The 19,686-nt window shown below is 70.6% G+C and carries 19 protein-coding genes; 4 read left to right on the forward strand and 15 right to left on the reverse strand.

The annotated features are described in order from the left end of the window. The first annotated feature begins 9 nt into the window (after window positions 1–9). Window positions 10–1,398 carry an FAD-binding oxidoreductase gene (locus IG99_RS16315; RefSeq protein ID WP_037674588.1) on the forward strand — a complete coding sequence of 463 codons (1,389 nt, stop codon included), beginning with the start codon at window positions 10–12 and terminating at the stop codon, window positions 1,396–1,398. Between the two features lie 68 nt (window positions 1,399–1,466). Here the strand turns inward: IG99_RS16315 and IG99_RS16320 are convergent, their stop codons facing one another. The 6 genes from IG99_RS16320 to IG99_RS16345 all read right to left on the reverse strand — a co-directional run bounded on the left by IG99_RS16320 (window position 1,467) and on the right by IG99_RS16345 (window position 8,117). Beyond that, window positions 1,467–2,174, reverse strand: a complete 708-nt coding sequence (locus IG99_RS16320) for a DUF998 domain-containing protein (RefSeq protein WP_158973191.1) — start codon at window positions 2,172–2,174, stop codon at window positions 1,467–1,469. A gap of 221 nt (window positions 2,175–2,395) precedes the next feature. After that, a complete protein-coding gene (locus IG99_RS16325) occupies window positions 2,396–4,102 on the reverse strand; it encodes a bifunctional uroporphyrinogen-III C-methyltransferase/uroporphyrinogen-III synthase (RefSeq protein WP_037674590.1) in 1,707 nt (568 codons plus the stop codon). Further along, window positions 4,099–5,076 carry a hydroxymethylbilane synthase gene (gene hemC, locus IG99_RS16330; protein ID WP_037674591.1) on the reverse strand — a complete coding sequence of 326 codons (978 nt, stop codon included), beginning with the start codon at window positions 5,074–5,076 and terminating at the stop codon, window positions 4,099–4,101. The genes IG99_RS16325 and hemC overlap by 4 nt, the downstream gene beginning before the upstream one ends. Continuing rightward, window positions 5,073–6,809 carry a glutamyl-tRNA reductase gene (locus IG99_RS16335; RefSeq protein WP_037674592.1) on the reverse strand — a complete coding sequence of 579 codons (1,737 nt, stop codon included), beginning with the start codon at window positions 6,807–6,809 and terminating at the stop codon, window positions 5,073–5,075. Before IG99_RS16335 ends, hemC begins: the two co-directional genes overlap by 4 nt. Next, entirely contained in the window at window positions 6,806–7,567 is a 762-nt protein-coding gene (locus IG99_RS16340) for a redox-sensing transcriptional repressor Rex (protein WP_037674593.1), read from the reverse strand. The genes IG99_RS16335 and IG99_RS16340 overlap by 4 nt, the downstream gene beginning before the upstream one ends. Window positions 7,568–7,847: 280 nt before the next feature. Next, window positions 7,848–8,117: a glutaredoxin family protein gene (locus IG99_RS16345; protein WP_037674595.1), complete on the reverse strand. Its 270-nt coding sequence runs from the start codon at window positions 8,115–8,117 to the stop codon at window positions 7,848–7,850. Between the two features lie 103 nt (window positions 8,118–8,220). On the opposite strand from IG99_RS16345, the gene IG99_RS16350 reads away from it, so the two are divergent. From IG99_RS16350 to IG99_RS16360, 3 genes are all read left to right on the forward strand, one after another. Then, on the forward strand, window positions 8,221–9,156 hold the full coding sequence (locus IG99_RS16350) for an HAD family hydrolase (protein ID WP_037674664.1): 936 nt from the start codon (window positions 8,221–8,223) through the stop codon (window positions 9,154–9,156). A 300-nt stretch (window positions 9,157–9,456) separates the two neighbouring features. Then, a complete protein-coding gene (locus tag IG99_RS16355; RefSeq protein ID WP_037674597.1) occupies window positions 9,457–10,290 on the forward strand; it encodes an ECF subfamily RNA polymerase sigma factor, BldN family in 834 nt (277 codons plus the stop codon). A 233-nt stretch (window positions 10,291–10,523) separates the two neighbouring features. Continuing rightward, on the forward strand, window positions 10,524–11,762 hold the full coding sequence (locus tag IG99_RS16360) for a DUF5667 domain-containing protein (RefSeq protein WP_037674599.1): 1,239 nt from the start codon (window positions 10,524–10,526) through the stop codon (window positions 11,760–11,762). A 55-nt stretch (window positions 11,763–11,817) separates the two neighbouring features. Here IG99_RS16360 and IG99_RS16365 read toward each other — a convergent pair whose 3' ends face one another. The 9 genes from IG99_RS16365 to IG99_RS16400 all read right to left on the reverse strand — a co-directional run bounded on the left by IG99_RS16365 (window position 11,818) and on the right by IG99_RS16400 (window position 19,577). Continuing rightward, window positions 11,818–12,879, reverse strand: coding sequence for a lysophospholipid acyltransferase family protein (locus IG99_RS16365; protein ID WP_037674600.1), 1,062 nt, complete (start codon window positions 12,877–12,879; stop codon window positions 11,818–11,820). Between the two features lie 14 nt (window positions 12,880–12,893). Then, window positions 12,894–13,955: an NAD-dependent epimerase/dehydratase family protein gene (locus IG99_RS16370; protein WP_037674601.1), complete on the reverse strand. Its 1,062-nt coding sequence runs from the start codon at window positions 13,953–13,955 to the stop codon at window positions 12,894–12,896. Window positions 13,956–14,157: 202 nt separating this feature from the next. Then, window positions 14,158–14,256, reverse strand: a complete 99-nt coding sequence (locus IG99_RS45465) for a 30S ribosomal protein bS22 (protein WP_003948845.1) — start codon at window positions 14,254–14,256, stop codon at window positions 14,158–14,160. A 163-nt stretch (window positions 14,257–14,419) separates the two neighbouring features. Beyond that, window positions 14,420–14,629 (reverse strand): helix-turn-helix domain-containing protein, encoded by a 210-nt coding sequence (locus IG99_RS16375; RefSeq protein WP_037674604.1) that lies wholly within the window; start codon window positions 14,627–14,629, stop codon window positions 14,420–14,422. Window positions 14,630–14,763: 134 nt separating this feature from the next. Continuing rightward, window positions 14,764–15,579: a phosphatase gene (locus IG99_RS16380; RefSeq protein ID WP_037674607.1), complete on the reverse strand. Its 816-nt coding sequence runs from the start codon at window positions 15,577–15,579 to the stop codon at window positions 14,764–14,766. A gap of 154 nt (window positions 15,580–15,733) precedes the next feature. Then, the gene (locus IG99_RS16385) at window positions 15,734–16,906 is read right to left on the reverse strand and encodes an acetoin utilization protein AcuC (RefSeq protein WP_037674666.1); all 1,173 of its coding nucleotides are present in this window, start codon (window positions 16,904–16,906) and stop codon (window positions 15,734–15,736) included. Next, window positions 16,857–18,083, reverse strand: coding sequence for an MFS transporter (locus tag IG99_RS16390; protein ID WP_037674609.1), 1,227 nt, complete (start codon window positions 18,081–18,083; stop codon window positions 16,857–16,859). The genes IG99_RS16385 and IG99_RS16390 overlap by 50 nt, the downstream gene beginning before the upstream one ends. A 66-nt stretch (window positions 18,084–18,149) precedes the next feature. After that, window positions 18,150–18,863, reverse strand: coding sequence for a VC0807 family protein (locus tag IG99_RS16395; RefSeq protein WP_037674611.1), 714 nt, complete (start codon window positions 18,861–18,863; stop codon window positions 18,150–18,152). 69 nt (window positions 18,864–18,932) lie between these two features. After that, window positions 18,933–19,577: an HAD family hydrolase gene (locus IG99_RS16400; RefSeq protein WP_037674614.1), complete on the reverse strand. Its 645-nt coding sequence runs from the start codon at window positions 19,575–19,577 to the stop codon at window positions 18,933–18,935. Between the last annotated feature and the right edge of the window lie 109 nt (window positions 19,578–19,686).

Raw genomic sequence — 19,686 nt, forward strand, 5'->3', positions numbered from 1 at the left:
GAGCCCGCGATGACCGCGACCCATCACACCCCGTCCGACCTGTTCGCCCTCTCCGGTGTCCGCGGCCCGGTGCTGCGCCCCGGCGAGGACGGTTACGTCGCCGAAGTGACCGGCTTCAACCTGGCGGCCGCGCACACCCCGGACGTCGTCGTCGGCGCGACCTGCGCCGACGACGTCGTGGGCGCGCTGCGCTGGGCCACCGCCACCGGCACCCCCGTCGCCGTCCAGGCCACCGGCCACGGCGCCAACTACCCCATCGACCACGGCCTGCTGATCACCACGTCCCGCATGACGGACGTGCGGATCGACCCGTCCGCGCGCACGGCGACGGTGGCCGCCGGCGCCAAGTGGCGCCATGTGCTGGAGGCTGCCGCCCCGCACGGCCTCGCCGCGCTGTGCGGCACGTCCACGGACGGGGGCGCCGTCGGCTACACGCTGGGCGGCGGCCTGCCGGTCCTCGGCCGGACCTACGGCTACGCGACGGACCTCGTGCGCTCGTTCCGGCTCGTCACACCCGACGGGACGCAGCACGAGGTGGACGCCGGACACGATCCCGACCTGTTCTGGGCGCTGCGCGGCGGCAAGGGCAACGTGGGCGTGGTGACGGAGATGACCTTCGACCTCCTCCCGCTGCCGCGCATCCTCGGCGGCGGCATCTACTGCCCCGGCGAGCACGCGGAGGCGCTGCTGCGCACCTGGGCGAACTGGACGCCGACGCTGCCGATCGAGATGTGCTCGGCGTTCTCGCTGCTGCGGCTGCCCCCGCTCCCGGCGATCCCGGAACCGCTGCGCGGCGGTTTCTGGGCCCGCGTCGCGGTGGCGTGGACGGGCGAGCCGGCGGAGGGCGAGGCACGGCTGGCCCCGATCCGGGCGGCGGCGCCGGTCACGGTCGACACGGTGACGGAGATGGACTACACGGCCGTGGACCGCATCTACATGGAGCCGCAGGACCCACTGCCCGCGAGGGAGTCCTGTGCGCTGTTGCGGGAGCTGACGCCCGAGGCGGTGGACACGTTCCTGTCCGAGGCCGGCCCGGCCGCGACCGACTACCCGCTGCTGCTGGTGGAGCTGCGCCACATGGGCGGCCAGCTGGCCCGTCCGCCCCGCCTGGAGGACGCGATCTGCGCGCGCGACGCCAGCTACTTCCTGGAGACGGTCGGCGTCCTCGTCTCGCCGGAGGCGGCCCGCGCCGTGGAGGAGGCCACGCTCTCCCTCCAGAGTGCGATGTCCCCCCACGGCACCGGCCTGACCATGGTCAACATCCACGGCACCCCGGGCGACGAGCGCGACCGCGCCCGGGCGTGGACCCCGGAGGTCTACGCCCGCCTGGGCCGCACGAAGACGACGTACGACCCGGACAACCTGCTGCGCTACGGGCACACGGTGGGCTCCGCTTAGGCACGGGCAGCTGGGGCAGACGGCGACCTCCCGATCACGCCGCTGACAGCCGATGCGGGCGATCACCATCACGTGGTGCGGGTGCCGGCGCCCTGTCGGCGCGCGCGGGGCGCCTCCGCCGGTCCTGCCGGCGGCGCACCCTGCACGCGGGTCGACTGGCGGAACAGGCCGCGGACAGCGGCTGACAGCGCCCACACCAAGAGCGGGAACGCCGCCACCCGTTCCATGCCTCCCATCCCGAGTCCGAGGTAGTGGGAGGAGAGGAAGAGCCCGAAGGCCGTAAGCGCCGTCACTCCCAGCAGGCTGGTCGCCCAGCGCAGCGGGCCCGGCACATCGTCCGCCAGGCCGGCTCCCGCCACCACGAGCCCGATGTTGCCCATGGCCATGACGAACAGCGCACCCAGGGCATGCTGGTTCTCGTGGACGTCCGCAGGTGCCAGCCCGACCAACACGAATCCCACACCGGCACAGCCCAGCAGGCACCGGGCCACGATCGCGGTCGCGCCTCTGTGCCACAGAACGCCGGTCAAGACGACGCCAACGACGAAAAGCGCTCCCAAGGCTGTGAACGAAACGTTCATCAGGCCGTGTTCGGGCGAGCAGATATAGCGGGGCTCAGGTTCCGGCTGCATGGCGCAGTGAGCATTACCCAGGTCGCTGATGTTGTTCCGCGCCCAGCTGTACGGCCTGGTCCAGGCCGCCCCGACAACCACCTGGGCCACAAAGAACTGCACCACACCCGCGGCCCAGGCGACGTATCCGATCCGGGTCCTCAACTGTCCACTTTCTCTCGCACGTTCACGTGCGAACAGCGGATCACGAACGACCGGCCTCGGACCCTCCGGCGAGCCCCCGGGTACGGGGTGGGGCAGGCCATAGGTACCGCCGAGGCAAAGGGTGCACAGCGGTCCACGTCGCCATGAGAACGCCCCGCCGTCCCCCTCTTCGGGACGGCGGGGCGTTCGAGGTCCTGCTCATGGCAGGCCACGGGTCATGGCTAGGTCGTCGACCGACGCCTGCGCGCCCCCGGCCTCCGCTCGCTCGGCCGGGTCACCGGGTCGCCCGCCTCCAGCGCCGCGACGCGGCGCTTGGTGCCGAAGTCCGCCAGCGCCTCGGCCAGCTTGTGCACGGACGGCTCGGGAGCCATCACGTCCACCCGGAGTCCGTGCTCCTCGGCGGTCTTGGCGGTGGCCGGTCCGATGCAGGCGATCACGGTCACGTTGTGCGGCTTGCCGGCGATGCCGACCAGGTTCCGCACGGTGGACGACGACGTGAACAGCACCGCGTCGAAGCCACCGCCCTTGATCGCCTCCCGGGTCTCCGCCGGCGGCGGCGACGCCCGCACGGTCCGGTAGGCCGTGACGTCGTCGACCTCCCAGCCCAGCTCGATGAGCCCGGCGACCAGGGTCTCCGTGGCGATGTCGGCGCGCGGCAGGAAGACGCGGTCGATCGGGTCGAAGACCGGGTCGTAGGGAGGCCAGTCCTCCAGGAGGCCCGCCGCCGACTGCTCACCGCTGGGCACCAGGTCCGGCTTCACACCGAACGCGATCAGCGCCTTGGCGGTCTGCTCGCCGACCGCCGCGACCTTGATCCCGGCGAACGCGCGGGCGTCGAGCCCGTACTCCTCGAACTTCTCCCGTACGGCCTTGACGGCGTTGACGGAGGTGAAGGCGATCCACTCGTAGCGGCCCGTCACCAGGCCCTTGACCGCCCGCTCCATCTGCTGGGGCGTGCGCGGCGGCTCGACGGCGATCGTCGGGACCTCGTGCGGCACCGCGCCGTAGGACCGCAGCTGGTCGGAGAGCGCCGCCGACTGCTCCTTCGTGCGCGGCACGAGCACCTTCCAGCCGAACAGCGGCTTGGACTCGAACCACGCCAGCTGGTCGCGCTGGGCGGGGGCGGAACGCTCACCGACCACGGCTATCACCGGCCGCGCGCCCTCGGGCGAGGGCAGCACCTTCGCCTGCTTCAGCGTCTGCGCGATGGTGCCCAGGGTCGCCGTCCAGGTCCGCTGCCGGGTGGTCGTGCCGGCGACGGTCACCGTCATCGGGGTGTCGGGCTTGCGGCCCGCGGCCACCAGCTCACCGGCGGCGGCCGCCACGGAGTCCAGCGTCGTGGAGACCACCACGGTCCCGTCCGACGCGCCGACCTCGGTCCAGCACCGGTCGGAGGCGGTGCGGGCGTCCACGAACCGCACGTCCGTGCCCTGCGCGTCCCGCAGCGGGACACCGGCGTACGCGGGCACGCCGACGACCGCGGCGACACCCGGCACGACCTCGAAGGGCACGCCCGCGGCGGCGCAGGCGAGCATCTCCTCGGCGGCGTACGTGTCGAGTCCGGGGTCCCCGGACACCGCACGTACGACCCGCCTGCCGCCCCGCGCGGCCTCCATGACAAGATGTGCGGCATCCCGCACCACGGGGATCGGAACGGTCGTTGACGAGCCGTCAACAACCGTCAGCTGAGGCGCGCCTGTGCCCGGAACCGGGTCCGACGAGGGATCCGTCTCCGTGTCCACCATGGAGACACCCGGCCTGGCATGGACGCGTACGACGTCGAGCACCTCGTGCTCGGCGACCAGAACGTCCGCGTTGGCCAGCGCCTCCACGGCGCGCAGAGTCAGTAGTCCCGGATCCCCGGGTCCGGCACCTAGGAAGGTGACGTGCCCGTGTTCCGGACCGGCGGGAAGGGTGGTGGGGCTCAATGTGCTCGCTCCCCCATCAGACCGGCCGCGCCCTGGGCGAGCATCTCAGTCGCGAGTTCGCGACCGAGCGCCGTTGCCCGGTCGTGCGTCTCGGGCACGGGACCGGTGGTGGACAGCTGCACCATGCGCGTGCCGTCGGTGGTCCCGACGACTGCGCGCAGGCGCATTTCCTTGACAATCTGCCCGTCGGCCAGAAGGTCGGCCAGCGCGCCCACAGGGGCGCTGCAGCCGGCCTCCAGGGCGGCGAGCAGTGACCGCTCGGCGGTCACGGCGGCCCGTGTGAACGGGTCGTCGAGCTCGGCGAGCGCGGCGATCAGTTCCGCCTGGTCGGCGGCGCATTCGATCGCCAGAGCCCCCTGGCCGGGGGCGGGCAAAACCGTGTCGACCGACAGGAAGTCGGTCACTTCGTCACCGCGGCCGATCCGGTTCAGTCCGGCGGCGGCCAGCACGACCGCGTCGAGCTCACCGTCCCGTACGAATCCGATCCGGGTGTCGACGTTCCCCCGTATCGGCACCGTCTCGATGTCCAGCCCGTGGCCGCGCGCGTACGCGTTCAGCTGCGCCATGCGACGCGGCGAACCGGTGCCGATGCGTGCCCCGCGGGGGAGGTCGGTGAACTTCAGGGCGTCCCGGGCGACGATCACGTCACGCGGGTCCTCGCGCACGGGGACGGCGGCCAGCACCAGTTCCTCGGGCTGCGTGGTCGGCAGGTCCTTCAGCGAGTGCACCGCGAAGTCGACCTCGCCGCGCAGCAGCGCGTCCCGCAGGGCCGTCACGAAGACGCCCGTGCCGCCGATCTGCGCGAGGTGCTCGCGGGAGGTGTCGCCATAGGTGGTGATCTCGACGAGTTCGACGGGCCGTCCGGTCATCCGGCGCACGGCCTCCGCCACCTGCCCGGACTGGGCCATGGCGAGCTTGCTCCGCCGGGTGCCCAGCCGCAGCGCGTGTTTGTCGTCTGTTCGCGGGGTACTCATGCGGACCCTCGGTTCTTCTCGGTGCTGTCCTCGGCCCGGGACACGGCGTCGACCGTCTCCTGGTCGAGGTCGAACAGGGTGCGCAGCGCGTCCGCGTACCCGGCGCCGCCGGGTTCGGCCGCGAGCTGCTTGACCCGGACGGTCGGCGCGTGCAGCAGCTTGTCGACGACGCGCCGCACGGTCTGGGTGATCTCCGCGCGGTGCTTGTCGTCGAGGCCGGGCAGCCGCCCCTCCAGCCGGGCGATCTCGCCGGCGACGACGTCCGCGGCCATGGTGCGCAGGGCGACCACGGTGGGCGTGATGTGCGCCGCCCGCTGTGCCGCCCCGAAGGCCGCGACCTCGTCGGAGACGATACGCCGGACCTGGTCGACGTCGGCGGCCATCGGGGCGTCCGCGGAGGCCTCGGCGAGGGACTCGATGTCGACCAGTCGCACCCCGGCCAGGCGGTGTGCGGCCGCGTCGATGTCGCGGGGCATGGCCAGGTCGAGGAGGAAGAGGACGGGCTCGGGCCGCGAGGCCTCGGCGGCCGGCTCGGGCCTGCGGCGCTCGGGGATGCGGCCGACGGTGGCCGCGGTCGCGGCGAGCGCGGTGATCAGCTCGGCGTCGGCCTCGGGGCTGCGGCGGGCCGCTTCCCGGCGGTCCACGGAGGCACCGGCGGCCCAGGCGGCGTGCTGCTCCAGCGTCGCCGCGTCCATCCCGGCCACGGCGGCCTCCCCCATGACGGAGAAGCCGGGCTGCACGGCGGACAGGTCGAGGGGGCAGTTCTCGTCGGTGCCGACGGTGGCGGGCGGCAGCGGGGTGTCCCGTACGTCGGCGCGCGGGGCGGCCGTACGACGGTCGTCGCCCTCGGCCGTACGGCGCTCGGCGCCGGTCTCCGCGACGGGCTCGCCGGTGCGGCCCTCGACCGCCTGCGCGACCGCCCCGGCGGTCAGGACGAGTCCCGTCGCGCCGGTACAGGAGACGGCGACGTCGGCACGTGTCAGCTCGACCGGCACCGATTCGATCGGTACCGCGCGGGCCAGCACGTCCGTGTCGTCCCCCTCGCCCAGTATCTGCGCGAGGCGCTCGGCGCGGTCCTGGGTGCGGTTGGCGACGACGATCTCGGCGACCCCGGCGCGTGCGAGGGTCGCGGCGGCCAGGGACGACATGGAGCCGGCGCCGATGACCAGGGCCTTCTTGCCGCGCGCCCAGTTCTGGACGTCCGCGCCGGCGGCCAGCTGCTCCAGGCCGAAGGTGACCAGGGACTGTCCCGCGCGGTCGATCCCGGTCTCGGAGTGGGCGCGCTTGCCGACCCTGAGGGCCTGCTGGAACAGGTCGTTGAGCAGGCGTCCGGCGCTGTGCAGTTCCTGGGCGCGGGCCAGGGAGTCCTTTATCTGGCCGAGGATCTGGCCCTCTCCGACGACCATGGAGTCCAGTCCGCAGGCCACCGAGAACAGGTGGTGGACGGCCCGGTCCTCGTAGTGCACATAGAGATAGGGAGTGAGTTCCTCCAGGCCGACCCCGCTGTGCTGGGCGAGCAGCGTGGACAGCTCGGCGACACCGGCGTGGAACTTGTCCACGTCGGCGTAGAGCTCGATGCGGTTGCAGGTGGCGAGGACCGCGGCCTCGGTGGCCGGTTCGGCGGCGACCGTGTCCTGGAGCAGCTTGGACTGGGCGTCCGCGCTCAGGGAGGCCCGCTCGAGGACGCTGACGGGTGCGCTGCGGTGGCTCAGTCCGACGACGAGGAGACTCATGCCGGCATCACGGCGGGCATGTCCCCGTCAGGTCCCTTGCCGGCGGACTGCTTGCGGGCGGCGGTGGCGGGTACCGCGCCGTCGGCGGCGGCCTCCTCGCCGGCCTTGCGCTGCTCGTGGAAGGCGAGGATCTGCAGCTCGATGGAGAGGTCGACCTTGCGCACGTCGACGCCGTCCGGGACTGACAGCACGGTGGGCGCGAAGTTCAGGATGGAGGTGACCCCGGCGGCCACCAGCCGGTCGCAGACCTGCTGGGCGGCACCGGCGGGGGTCGCGATCACGCCGATCGAGACGCCGTTGTCCTGGATGATCTTCTCGAGGTCGTCGCTGTGCCGCACCGGGATCCCGGCGACGGGCTTGCCGGCGAGCGCGGGGTCGGCGTCGATGAGGGCGGCGACCCGGAAGCCGCGCGAGGCGAACCCGCCGTAGTTGGCGAGGGCGGCGCCGAGGTTTCCGATACCGACGATGACGACCGGCCAGTCCTGGGTGAGGCCCAGCTCGCGCGAGATCTGGTAAACGAGGTACTCGACGTCGTAGCCGACGCCGCGCGTGCCGTAGGAACCCAGGTAGGAGAAGTCCTTGCGCAGCTTCGCGGAATTGACCCCGGCGGCGGCCGCGAGCTCCTCGGAGGAGACCGTGGGCACCGAGCGCTCCGACAGTGCGGTCAGAGCGCGGAGGTACAGCGGAAGCCTGGCGACGGTGGCCTCGGGAATCCCTCGGCTACGGGTCGCCGGTCGGTGAGTTCGGCCAGTTGCCACGGTGCTCCTGCGGGTAGAGCGGGGCTGCAGGCGGTCGGACGTGCCATGACCGCCCCGTCGAATGCAGGCTATGTCTTTGTGAACGCGTGCACAAAGATGGTGTCCGATTTGCCCGGCCAACGTGACCGGGGTCACGCGCCCCCGGCGCACCTGTGTGGAACCGGCGCACAGGCGCCACCGTTCCTCTTCTCCTGGGGGCAAAACCGCACACTCTCCTCACGAATCCCGCCCCCGAGACCAAGCCGCCATCGATCCTAAGCGACTTTGCCGACCAGTTGGACTAGTCGGTCAGTGCCTTCCTGAGGCGTTCCTCGTTCACGCGCCAGAAGGTGTGCTGCTTGCCGTCGACGAGCACGACAGGGATCTGCTCCCAGTACTGGTCGTGGAGTTGGGAGTCCTGGGTGATGTCCTTGCTCTCCCAGGGGACCCCGAGATCGCCGCACACCTTCTCGACCACGAGCTGTGCGTCATCACACAGATGGCAGCCGGGCTTTCGAACCAGTGTGACGAGACGCTCCCTGGGGGCGCTACGACGAAAGAGGGGACTCATGGCGCCATTCTCGCGCTTCTTCAACGGCGCGGTCGCGGAGAGTTCACAGTCTTCAAACCTTCCAGCTCCGGAACCACCGAACAAACTGGCTATGCTCACGCTCATGGCCGCTCTCGGATGGCTCACTCCCCGTAGGCGCTCCGCCACGGCGCGGAGCGTGTTGGCAGGCGAGGCCTCGGCGGAGGCAGCGCGCAAGTCCTCGCAGGACGTCGCCCTCGACGTCGGACCGGACGAGGCTGCCCAGGAACCGGAGTTCCCGGTCCTCGGCGACGACCGGGCCGCCGCCTTCTTCGACCTGGACAACACGGTGATGCAGGGTGCCGCCCTGTTCCACTTCGGCCGGGGCCTGTACAAGCGGAAGTTCTTCGAGACCCGCGACCTGGTGAAGTTCGCCTGGCAGCAGGCCTGGTTCCGGCTGGCCGGGATCGAGGACCCCGAGCACATGCAGGACGCCCGCGACTCGGCGCTGTCGATCGTCAAGGGCCACCGCGTCTCCGAGCTGCAGTCGATCGGCGAGGAGATCTACGACGAGTACATGGCCGAGCGCATCTGGCCGGGCACCCGCGCGCTGGCACAGGCCCACCTGGACGCCGGCCAGAAGGTGTGGTTGGTCACAGCGGCCCCCGTGGAGATCGCCCAGGTGATCGCCCGCCGCCTGGGCCTGACCGGCGCCCTGGGCACGGTCGCCGAGTCGGTGGACGGCGTCTACACCGGCAAGCTGGTCGGCGAACCGCTGCACGGTCCGGCGAAGGCGGAGGCGGTGCGCGCGCTGGCGGCTGCGGAGGGCCTGGACCTCTCCCGCTGCGCGGCCTACAGCGACTCGCACAACGACATCCCCATGCTGTCGCTGGTGGGCCACCCCTACGCGATCAACCCGGACACCAAGCTGCGCAGGCACGCCCGGGAACTGGACTGGCGGCTGCGGGACTACCGCACCGGCCGCAAGGCGGCGAAGGTCGGCATCCCGGCGGCGGCCGGCGTCGGCGCCGTGGCGGGCGGCACGGCCGCGGCGATCGCGCTGCACCGCCGTCGCCGATAACAATTCCAACGGTTGTACCCCTCACCCCGCCGGCCAGTCCTGTTGTCCGGACACCGCCACAACACGCCCCGGACCGACCCGGAATCCGAACCTTTCCGATCAAAAATCGATCACTCTCTAGTGCTTGATCGGGCGCCAATCGGTTACAGATGCGACGTAATCGATGATTTGAGCAACTGGGCGTAGCAGGGCCTTTACGAAGCGTTATTCTCCTCAGACGCAAACCGGTACCCCTCCGTCGCTACGACGGGTGAATGGTCCCGCACTGCACGTGATGGAAGCTCTGCCTCTGGGAGTCCCGTGTACCCACACGTCGGGGTTGACGCCTCGGGCCTGGCTACGCTGCGCGCAACGGTCGCCACGGTCCAAGGCCTGTTGCGCGGATTCGTCCCCACCGCGTACGCCGCCCCCGCCTTCGCCACCGCCGCGCCCGTCGGCCCGTGCTACGCACTCGCCGACGGCATGGAACAGGTGTCGGCGCGCAGCGCCGTCGGTGAGGGGCGGCGGTCCGGCGACGGGCGGGCCGCCGGCAGACGGGGGCGCTCCGGCGGCTCGGCCACCGCCCGCCGCCCGGCCGCCGACAGCGACAGCGCCCGCATGATGGACCTCGTCGAGCGCGCCCAGGCCGGCGAGGCCGACGCCTTCGGCCGGCTCTACGACCAGTACAGCGACACCGTCTACCGCTACATCTACTACCGGGTGGGCGGCAAGGCGACCGCCGAGGACCTCACCAGCGAGACGTTCCTGCGCGCCCTGCGCCGCATCGGCACGTTCACCTGGCAGGGCCGCGATTTCGGTGCCTGGCTCGTCACCATCGCCCGCAACCTCGTCGCCGACCACTTCAAGTCGAGCCGCTTCCGGCTCGAGGTGACCACCGGCGAGATGCTCGACGCCAACGAGGTCGAGCGCTCCCCCGAGGACTCCGTCCTGGAGTCGCTCTCCAACGCCGCCCTCCTCGACGCCGTACGGCGGCTCAACCCGCAGCAGCAGGAGTGCGTGACGCTCCGCTTCCTCCAGGGCCTCTCCGTCGCCGAGACGGCCCGCGTGATGGGCAAGAACGAGGGCGCCATCAAGACCCTCCAGTACCGGGCCGTGCGCACCCTCGCGCGGCTCCTGCCGGACGACGCCCGCTGAAGGGGCACGCTCCGCTGTCTCCAACTCACCCTTGGTGAAAGTGGGTTGGATTCGCGGTCGGATCATCCGCCGTCCGTAACCCAAGTGCCAAGCCGCTCGTTGTGCGGGATGCAGACTCCCTGTGGTCACTCCCTGGCTGACTTCAATCACTCACTCGTGTGGTTGTACTCAGGGCGTGCAACCCTCAGGACCCCCTGGGGAGTCGACCGTCATGACGAGAGGAGGTGCCGCCAGTGATCGCGAACGTATCGGCGCACCGGCGGGCGAACGCCTTCGCCCAGGCCCTGGACGAGCAGTCCGACCGGGACACGGCGGCCGCGCAGCCCGAGGCGTCGGCACCGGCACCGGCCGCCGCCGAACCGACCGAGCAGGGCCGTCTCCTGGCCCTCGCCGCCGGTCTCGGCGAGCTGCCCAAGCCGGAGCTCGACCCGGAGGTCAAGGTCGTGCAGCGGGCCCAGCTCGTGGCCGCTTTCGAGGCCATGCTGCAGGAGGGCACCGCGCGAGGCGAGGCGGCAGACCCGTCGGTCCCCGAGCAGAGGTCCCACCGCTCCCGAGGCGCACACCGGGCGACCCCCCTGGGCAAGCTCCGGCCACGCTCACGCCTGGCCAAGGGGCTCACCGCGGGCGGACTCAGCGTCGGAGTCGCCGCGGGCGCCTTCGGCGGAGTCGCCGCCGCGAGCTCCGACGCGCTGCCCGGCGACTCGCTCTACGGCCTCAAGCGCGGCATCGAGGACTTCAAGCTCCAGTACCTCGCCGAGGGCGACGGCGAGCGGGGCGAGGTCTACCTCGACCAGGCCTCGACCAGGCTCAGCGAGGCCCGCCGGCTGATGGAGCGCGACCGCGGCGGCCACCTGGACCACGAGTCGCTCGGCGAGATCCGCCGCGCGCTGTCGGGCATGCGGCACGACGCCTCCGAGGGCCACCGGCTGCTGCACGAGGCGTACGAACGCGACCCCGACTCCCTGGGCCCCATGCAGGCCCTCTCCGCCTTCTCCCGCTCGCACCGCGAGGCGTGGGGCGCACTGCGCGAGAGGCTGCCCGTCCAGCTCGGGGACGTCGGAGACCAGGTGTCGTCGGTGTTCGACGCCATAGACGAAGAGGTCGCACCGCTGCAGTCCCTGCTCCCGCCGCCCCCGGCCCAGCCCGGCGGCAGCAGCAGTGGGCGCCAGGACGGCTCGGGGTCCGCCTCCACCGGAGCGTCGCACTCGGGCCGGCCCGCGGCCCCCAGCACCGGCAGCGGCTCCGCCGGCACGGGCCACTCCAGCAACCCCGGCAAGTCCTCCCCGTCCGGCAACGAGTCCGACGGCCTCATCGGCGGCAACCCGGGAGGCCTGCTCGACCCGGCCCAGTCCCCCGACACCGCCACCCCGTCCACCAGCCACACGCCCACCAACGAACCCGACGTCACCCTCCCACCCCTCCTCCCGGGCCTCCTCCCGGGCCTGGGCATCGACGGCGACGACACGGAGTAAGGCCGGCCGACGGCAGTACGGCGTTGGGGGCGACCCCAACGCCGTACAAAGGTGCCTAGAAGAACACCGACCGCCGCTGCACCAGCAACTTGTACAGCGTGTGCTGGATCTGTTCCCTCACCTGGTCCGTCAGGTTGAACATCAGCATCGGATCCTCGGCCGCCTCCGGCGGATAGCCGTCCGTCGGGATCGGCTCACCGAACTGGATCGTCCACTTCGTCGGCAACGGGATCCCACCCAGAGGACCGAGCCAGGGAAACGTCGGCGTCAGCGGGAAGTACGGAAAGCCCAGCACCCGGGCCAGCGTCTTCGCGTTGCCGATCATCGGGTAGATCTCCTCCGCACCGACGATCGAGCACGGAATGATCGGCGCCCCCTGACGCAGCGCCGTGGAGACGAAACCGCCGCGGCCGAACCGCTGGAGCTTGTAGCGCTCGCTGAACGGCTTGCCGATGCCCTTGAAGCCCTCCGGCATCACCCCCACCAGCTCGCCCTCAGCGAGGAGCCGCTCGGCGTCCTCCGCACAGGCCAGGGTGTGCCCCAGCTTCCGGGCCAGCTCGTTGACCACCGGCAGCACGAACACCAGGTCCGCGGCGAGCAGCCGCAGATGCCGGCCCGCGGGGTGGTGGTCGTGGACGGCGACCTGCATCATCAGCCCGTCCAACGGCAGCGTCCCGGAGTGGTTCGCGACGATCAGCGCACCACCGTCCGCCGGGATGTTCTCGACGCCCTTCACCTCGACCCGGAAGTACTTCTCGTACACCGGCCGCAGCAGGGACATCAGGACCTGGTCGGTCAACTCCTCGTCATAGCCGAAGTCGTCGACCTCGTAGTCGCCGGTGAGACGGCGGCGCAGGAAGGCCAGGCCGCTCGCGACCCGCCGCTCCAGACCGCCGCCCCCGTCCGTCCGCGGGGTCTCCGGCGGCTGTTCCTCACCCGTCACAGGAACATCATCCTGCGTGGAAGGCCTGCTGGGCAGGGGCTGCACCTCACGAACCACAGCGGGCTGCTCCCCGCCCGTGCGCCGGCTCCCCCCGCCCCGGCGCCGCGACGGCCGCGGTACGGCGGCCCCACGGGACCGGTCGTCGTCGAACGGAATGACCTTGGCGTCCGCCATTGTTGATGCGCTCCTCAGTTGGCGCTCTGCGTCGGGAGGTGGCCGCTGCCCGGCACGGGCAGCGCGGCGATCCGGTCGACGGCCCCCGCGAGGGCCTCCGGCGGCAGCAGCCCGGGGCCCTGGCTGCGTGCGAAGTCCGCGAACGTTTCCGCGGTCGTGTACCTCGGCCGGAACCCCAGCGTCTCGCGCATCTGGTCCGTGGACACCACCCGGCCGTGGGTCAGCAGCCGGATCTGCTCGGGTGAGAAGTCCGTCATCCCCAGCGTACGTACCAGGGAGCCCGTCCACGTGACCGCCGGCAGCAGCAGGGGCACGGTGGGGCGGCCGAGCCGCCGGGAGCACTGGGAGAGCAGCAGGACCCCGTCGCCGGCGATGTTGAAGGTGCCGCTGTTGAGCGTGCCCCGCACCGGCTCGTGCGACGCGATCCGCAGCACCTCGATCACGTCGTCCTCGTGCACGAACTGCAGCCGCGGGTCGTAGCCGAACACCGTCGGCAGGATCGGCAGGGAGAAGTACGAGGTGAGCGGGGTGTCGACGTTCGGACCCAGGATGTTCGCGAACCGCAGCACACACACGGCCACGTCGGGCCGCCGCCGCGCGAACCCGCGGACATAGCCCTCGACCTCGCACGTGTCCTTGGCGAAGCCGCCGCTCGGCAGCGACTTCGGCGGAGTGTTCTCGGTGAACACCGCCGGATCGCGGGGCGCCGACCCGTACACGTTCGTGCTGGACTTCACGACCAGCCGCTTCACGCTCGGGGACTTCTGACAGGCACCCAGCAACTGCATGGTGCCGATGACGTTGGTCTCCTTGACCGTCGCCCGGCTGCCGCCGCCCAGTGCGGTCCCGGTGACGTCCAGGTGGACGACCGTGTCGGCGCCCGTCTCCGCGAGCACGCGCGCGACGGTCGGCTGCCGGATGTCGGCCTGGATGAAGTCCGCGCCGCCCAGATGGTGCTCGGGCGGGACCGCGTCCACGGCGATGACCCGGTCCACCTGTGGGTCACGCTGGATCCGTCGTACGAAACGGCCACCCAACTGACGGGCCACTCCGGTCACGAGCACGACCTTGCCCAAGATCAGCGCCTTCCTTCCGCCTCGTCCCTCAGCTTCGCGCACACTGCCGAGTTCCCCGTCTGCGGGCCAACTTAGCGGTTCGTTGTTGCGCTGTGATGACCGCCTGACGCACGAGGTGGCGGGAACCCCCGTACGTACGAGTGGCCCCCCACCGGATCCGGTGGGGGGCCACAACACGCTTTCACTGCGTCGCGTGCGTAACTTACTTCTTGTTACGACGCTGGACGCGCGTGCGCTTGAGCAGCTTGCGGTGCTTCTTCTTGGCCATCCGCTTGCGCCGCTTCTTGATAACAGAGCCCACGACTACCCTCGCTCACTTCTCATCACTCGGTGCTGGGCGCCATGGGCCCATACGACCTACGAGGGGCTAGCCTACCCGCCCGAGCGCTGAGGTCGTAATCGAGGTTGCCGAGGGGATCCCGAAGTGCCCTGTACTGCGATGCGGATCCCCCCGGCGACGCCGCTCAGACGGTTTCCACCCCCACATAGCTCTCGCGAAGGTACTCGTGAACCGCTTGCTCCGGGACGCGGAACGACCTCCCGACCCGGATCGCGGGCAGATGACCGCTGTGCACCAGCCGGTACACGGTCATCTTCGACACTCGCATCACCGAGGCGACTTCCGCCACGGTAAGGAACTGGACCTCGTTCAGAGGCCTCTCGCCTGCAGCCATGTCACACCTGAACCTTCCGCACTCGACTCGTCGGCCACCGGCTTCCCCTTCCGGTGACTCTTCGTCGCTGCGTGCTCACTCCCCAATGTAGGGGCGGGTGATGCGAGTGGGGAAGAGGTGCACCCGTCGGCGACCTACTGTGACAGACACGCTCGATTGAGTACGTAGCGGGTCAGCGGACGGTAGTAATGGGACCGCACAGCGTCATCAAGTGGAACGACCACCGATACGGACCCCTCCGCCTCCCCGACGAAGAGCGCCGGATCGTCCGTGTCGGCCAGCCCGATGGCCTCGAACCCCAGCTGACCTGCCCCGCAGACCCACCCATGGTCCCCGATCACCAACTCCGGCAACGGCCCGCCCGCCTCCACCGCCGCGGCCAGCGCGGTCCGAACCGGGAGGGGCGAGTGGGTGTGTGCGCCGGTCTCACGACCGGGGCGCTGCGCCGCCGGGTCTCGCGCGAAGGCGACACCTCGTACGTAATCAAGGTTGTACGTGCGTAGACCGAACCGGGTCGTTATGTCGACACAGCGACCCTGCGCAGGTGTGAGGACGATACATCCCGCCGCCGACAACGCGTCCGCCAACGCGGCGTAGAAACCGAGCAGCCGATGCGGGTGGCCCGTCCCCAGCAGCACGGCCGCACCCCGCCGGGCGGCCGCCGCGAGCCGCTCCGCGAAGGCGTCCAGGGCGGCCAGCGTACGCTCCGGGTCAATCACATCTTGGCCGGACCTGCACTCAGGATCGGCTGAAACTCCACACTTGTCCGCCATCAACGCGAGCACATCCCGCTCCCCCCACGACCACTCCGGATCAATCCCGATCAACATCCGGGGATCCCGAGCAGCGAACAACCGATAGCTCCGCAGACTCACCTCCCGAGAAGTCGCCACGGTCCCGGCCAGCCGGGCAGCAAGCAGATGCGCGCGTAAGACTCCAGCACTCAACACACCCCCGATGCTGACGAAGGGGGCGGGGGCCCACGGCTGGAACGCCCAGAAGACCCCACGGTCGGCCTACTACATGCCGCGTAGTTGCGGGCGAGCGAACCCACCCCACCCCGGCATCAGCCAACCCGCACGAAGCACACCCCCGTAAAGCCCCCTACGGCAACAGCCCCCGCAAGGGAAACGCAGCCCGCCGAGTCGCCAGCACCGCCTGATCCAACCGATCCGCAGGGTCGTACCCCTCCTCCCAGGAGAGGTAGGACACCGGCCACCGCCCGTCCGTCATCCGCCCCGGCCCCAACTGCCGAGTCCGAGCGAACACCTCCTGCCGCCATCCCTCCGGAATCGACGCCTCCGGCTCCACGGGCCGCCCCGCCGCGATCCCCACCAGATGCGTCCACGACCGCGGCACCACCTCCACCACGGCGTACCCCCCACCCCCCAACGCGACCCACTTCCCCCCGGCGTACTCATGCGCCAGCTCATGACACGCCACCTGCACAGCCCGCTGCGCGTCCAACGACACCGCCAGATGCGCCAATGGATCCTCGAAGTGCGTATCGGCGCCGTGCTGCGTCACCAACACCTGCGGCCGGAAATCAGCGATCAGCTCCGGCACCACCGCGTGGAACGCCCGCAACCACCCCGCGTCCCCCGTCCCCGCCGGCAGCGCCACATTCACCGCACTGCCCTCGGCCGAGTCCGCCCCCGTCTCCTCCGGCCACCCCGTCTGCGGGAACAACGTCCGCGGATGCTCGTGCAAGGAGATCGTCAGCACACGCGGGTCCTCCCAGAAGGCCGCCTGCACCCCGTCGCCGTGATGCACGTCCACATCCACGTACGCGACCCGCTCGGCCCCGAGCTCCAACAACCGCGCGATCGCCAGCGAGGCGTCGTTGTAGATGCAGAACCCCGACGCGCCCCCCGGCATCGCATGGTGCAACCCACCCGCGAAGTTCACCGCGTGCAGCACGTCCCCCCGCCACACGGCCTCCGCCGCCCCCACCGACTGCCCGGCGATCAGCGCCGACACCTCGTGCATCCCCGCGAACGCGGGATCGTCGATGGTCCCCAGCCCGTACGCCCCGTCCGCCGCCTCCGGATCCGCGGACGCCGCCTTCACGGCCTCGATGTAGTCCTCCCGGTGAACGAGCCGCAACGTCGACTCCCCCGCCGGCTTCGCCGCCACGACGTCCACCTCCCGATCGAGCCCGAAGGCGTCGACCAGTCGGCGCGTCAGGGCGAGCCGGACCGGGTCCATCGGATGGTGCGGGCCGAAGTCATAGCCCGTTACTGCCTCGTCCCACATCAGCTGTGCGCGGCCACTCATGCCCGCCACCGTATCGGTCCGGTTGAGCCGCGAACGACTTGGCGTACACCAACGTCACCAGCACCAACACCATCGGCACCAGCATGGCCCCCCGATACGTCCACGCGTCCCCCAACGCCCCCACCAACGGCGAGCCGATCAGGAATCCGACGTAGTTGAAGACGTTGAGCCGCGCCACGGCCACGTCCGACGCCCCCGGGAACAGCCGCCCCGCCGCCGCGAACGTCTGCGGCACCAGCACACACAGCCCCAGGCCCAGCAGCGTGAACCCGAGCATCCCGACCCACGCTCCCGGCGCCACGGCCACTACCGCGAACCCGAGCGCCGCCACCAGTGCCCCGCCCCGCACCACCGTCACGGCCCCGAACCGCCGCACCCCGAAGTCCCCGATGGCCCGCCCGACCAGCGTGGTCACCATGTAGACGTTGTACGGCACCGTCGCCATCTGCTCCGAACTCCCCAGCACGTCCTGGAGGTACTTCGCGCTCCAGTTGGACACCGTGGAGTCCCCGATGTACGCGAATGTCATCACCAGGCACAGCGGCAACAACAGCTTGAAGACGACGGACCCGCCCCCCGACTCGGCCTTGACCTCGCCCTCCGCCTCGCCGGGCCCACTCCCCCCGTCGACGTACCACCGGCTCCCCACGAACACCGCCGGCAACAACACCGCCACCACCGGGAGATACGACACGAACAGCGCCAGGTCCCAGTGCGCCCCCACCCACGCCAGCGAGGCCCCCACGATCCCGCCCAGGCTGTACGCCGCATGGAAACTCAGCATGATGCTGCGCCCGTACGTCCGCTGGAGGCTCACCCCGAGCATGTTCATCGACGCGTCCAGCGCACCCACGGCGAGCCCGAACGCGGCGAGTGCCAGGCCCAGCTCGGCGAAGTGCTCCCCCGCGCTCACCCCCAACAGCGCCAGCAGCACGACGGGCTGGACCCAGCGCAGTACCCGACTGGGCGGGACACGCCTCACCAGCTTCTCGGTCGTGACGCTGCCGACACCGGCGAGCACCGGCACGGCCGCGAGAAACGCGGGCAGCAGCGCGTCCGAGACGCCGTACCGATCCTGGATGGCCGGGATACGCGTCACCAGCAGAGCGAAGGCGGCGCCCTGGGCGAAGAAGCTGAACGCCAACGAGGCCCTACCGCGCCGCAGCACATCTGTCATGGCGGCGAGCGTAGGGCCCCGACGTACTCGTGGGTAGATCCAGCCAAAGATGAATTTCACTCAGCTTTACCGGGCGAGCTCGAGATCCCGGACCTCGGTCGCCTTCTTCTGCGCGTCCTTCACCTCGGCGGAGACCATCGCCTCCATCGGCCCGGCAGCGAGAGCACCGCTGACCAGGACACCGCCCAGGATCGAGACGGCCATGACGACCCCGCCCAGCCACACCATGGTGTCCACGGGGATGGTGTACGCCCCGACCACCCGCGCCACACACTCGCCGAGGAGCACCACACCCCAGACCACGGAGAACACCCGCTCCCGGCGCAGGAAGTCTGCCGACCGAACCGAGGCACCCGACTCCAGCCGCTCCCAGGCGGCCTCCCTGGCCGCGTCCCCCTTCACCAGGAAGGGCTTCATGCCCGCGGTCATCATCGGCTTCCCGAGCGCCACGGAGACCAGGATTCCGATCGCGATCGTGCTGCTGACCGCACTGTCCTTGGCGAGCATCAGCCGCGGGTCACCGGAGACGAAACTCAGCAGCAGGGACACGACGTTGACGACGAGGATCAGCCCCGCCAGCGCGTTGGTCCTCCGCTCCCTGACGGCGCTCCACACGGTCCGCAGAGCCGGCACCACACTGCTCCAGGCGAGCGCCGCGAACGTGCTCATCCCGAAGCCGTCCTTGAACAGGTAGTACGAACCGAGCGGCACCGCCACGTCCACGATCAGCGGCGCGAAGTTCTTCTTCGTGTTCTGGCCCTGGGCCGAGTTCGTCGTCATGCCCTCAGCTTCGCCGCCGGCGGGGGCCGGTCACCAGAGACGATCGTCCGGAGCTCCGTATGACAATTGTCAGGCCAGCAGAGCCGCCAACTCGCTCAAGTCGGAGAAGAGTTGGGTGGCACCCGCGAGCTTGGCGGCGGGCGTCATCCTGGTGAATCCGTAGACATCCATTCCGGCCGCGACAGCCGCCTGCACGCCCAGTGGAGAGTCCTCCACGACAGCACAGCGGCCGGGCGCGACCCCCATTCGCTCGGCCGCGTGCAGGAACAGGTCCGGAGCCGGCTTCCCCTTGCCGACGTCCTGCGAACTGAAGATCCGCGACTCCTCGAACCACCGGTCCAGCCCCGTCGTCCGGTGCCCCACCCGAATGCGCTCATGACTCCCCGAGGACGCCACACAGTACGGCACCTCGTCCGCGGCCAGCTTCTCGAGCACGCCCACGGCACCCTCCACGGGCCGCAGTTCCCGCTCGAACGCCTCGAACACCCGCCGGTGGAATACGTCGTCGAACTCCGCCGGCAGCCGCTCCCCCGTACGCTCCAGGACCAGGTCGTGGATCCGGTGCATCGCCGAGCCCATGTAGTCACGGATGGAGTCCTCGTACGAGGTGGGATGCCCGAGCTCCGTCAGATACGCGGCCAGCAGCCGGTTGGAGATCGGCTCACTGTCCACGAGGACACCGTCATTGTCGAAGATCACCAAGTCGTAGCGCATATCCAGAGCCTAAACGCAGAAAACCCCCGCACCGTGAGGTGCGGGGGTTTTCCCAAAAATTGTTCGGCGGCGTCCTACTCTCCCACAGGGTCCCCCCTGCAGTACCATC

Origin of the sequence: Streptomyces griseus subsp. griseus, from assembly GCF_000720255.1 — a bacterium.
Classification (GTDB): Bacteria; Actinomycetota; Actinomycetes; order Streptomycetales; family Streptomycetaceae; genus Streptomyces; species Streptomyces griseus_I.

Excerpts from the sequence above, each read along its gene's own strand:
- IG99_RS16385 (WP_037674666.1), bottom strand. The coding sequence starts at position 16,906 with ATGAGTGGCCGCGCACAGCTGATGTGGGACGAGGCAGTAACGGGCTAT.
- IG99_RS16315 (WP_037674588.1), top strand. The coding sequence starts at position 10 with ATGACCGCGACCCATCACACCCCGTCCGACCTGTTCGCCCTCTCCGGT.
- IG99_RS16390 (WP_037674609.1), bottom strand. The coding sequence starts at position 18,083 with ATGACAGATGTGCTGCGGCGCGGTAGGGCCTCGTTGGCGTTCAGCTTC.
- IG99_RS16395 (WP_037674611.1), bottom strand. The coding sequence starts at position 18,863 with ATGACGACGAACTCGGCCCAGGGCCAGAACACGAAGAAGAACTTCGCG.
- IG99_RS16345 (WP_037674595.1), bottom strand. The coding sequence starts at position 8,117 with ATGAGTCCCCTCTTTCGTCGTAGCGCCCCCAGGGAGCGTCTCGTCACA.
- IG99_RS16350 (WP_037674664.1), top strand. The coding sequence starts at position 8,221 with ATGGCCGCTCTCGGATGGCTCACTCCCCGTAGGCGCTCCGCCACGGCG.
- IG99_RS16365 (WP_037674600.1), bottom strand. The coding sequence starts at position 12,879 with ATGGCGGACGCCAAGGTCATTCCGTTCGACGACGACCGGTCCCGTGGG.
- IG99_RS16400 (WP_037674614.1), bottom strand. The coding sequence starts at position 19,577 with ATGCGCTACGACTTGGTGATCTTCGACAATGACGGTGTCCTCGTGGAC.
- IG99_RS16335 (WP_037674592.1), bottom strand. The coding sequence starts at position 6,809 with ATGAGTCTCCTCGTCGTCGGACTGAGCCACCGCAGCGCACCCGTCAGC.
- hemC (WP_037674591.1), bottom strand. The coding sequence starts at position 5,076 with ATGAGTACCCCGCGAACAGACGACAAACACGCGCTGCGGCTGGGCACC.
- IG99_RS16375 (WP_037674604.1), bottom strand. The coding sequence starts at position 14,629 with ATGGCTGCAGGCGAGAGGCCTCTGAACGAGGTCCAGTTCCTTACCGTG.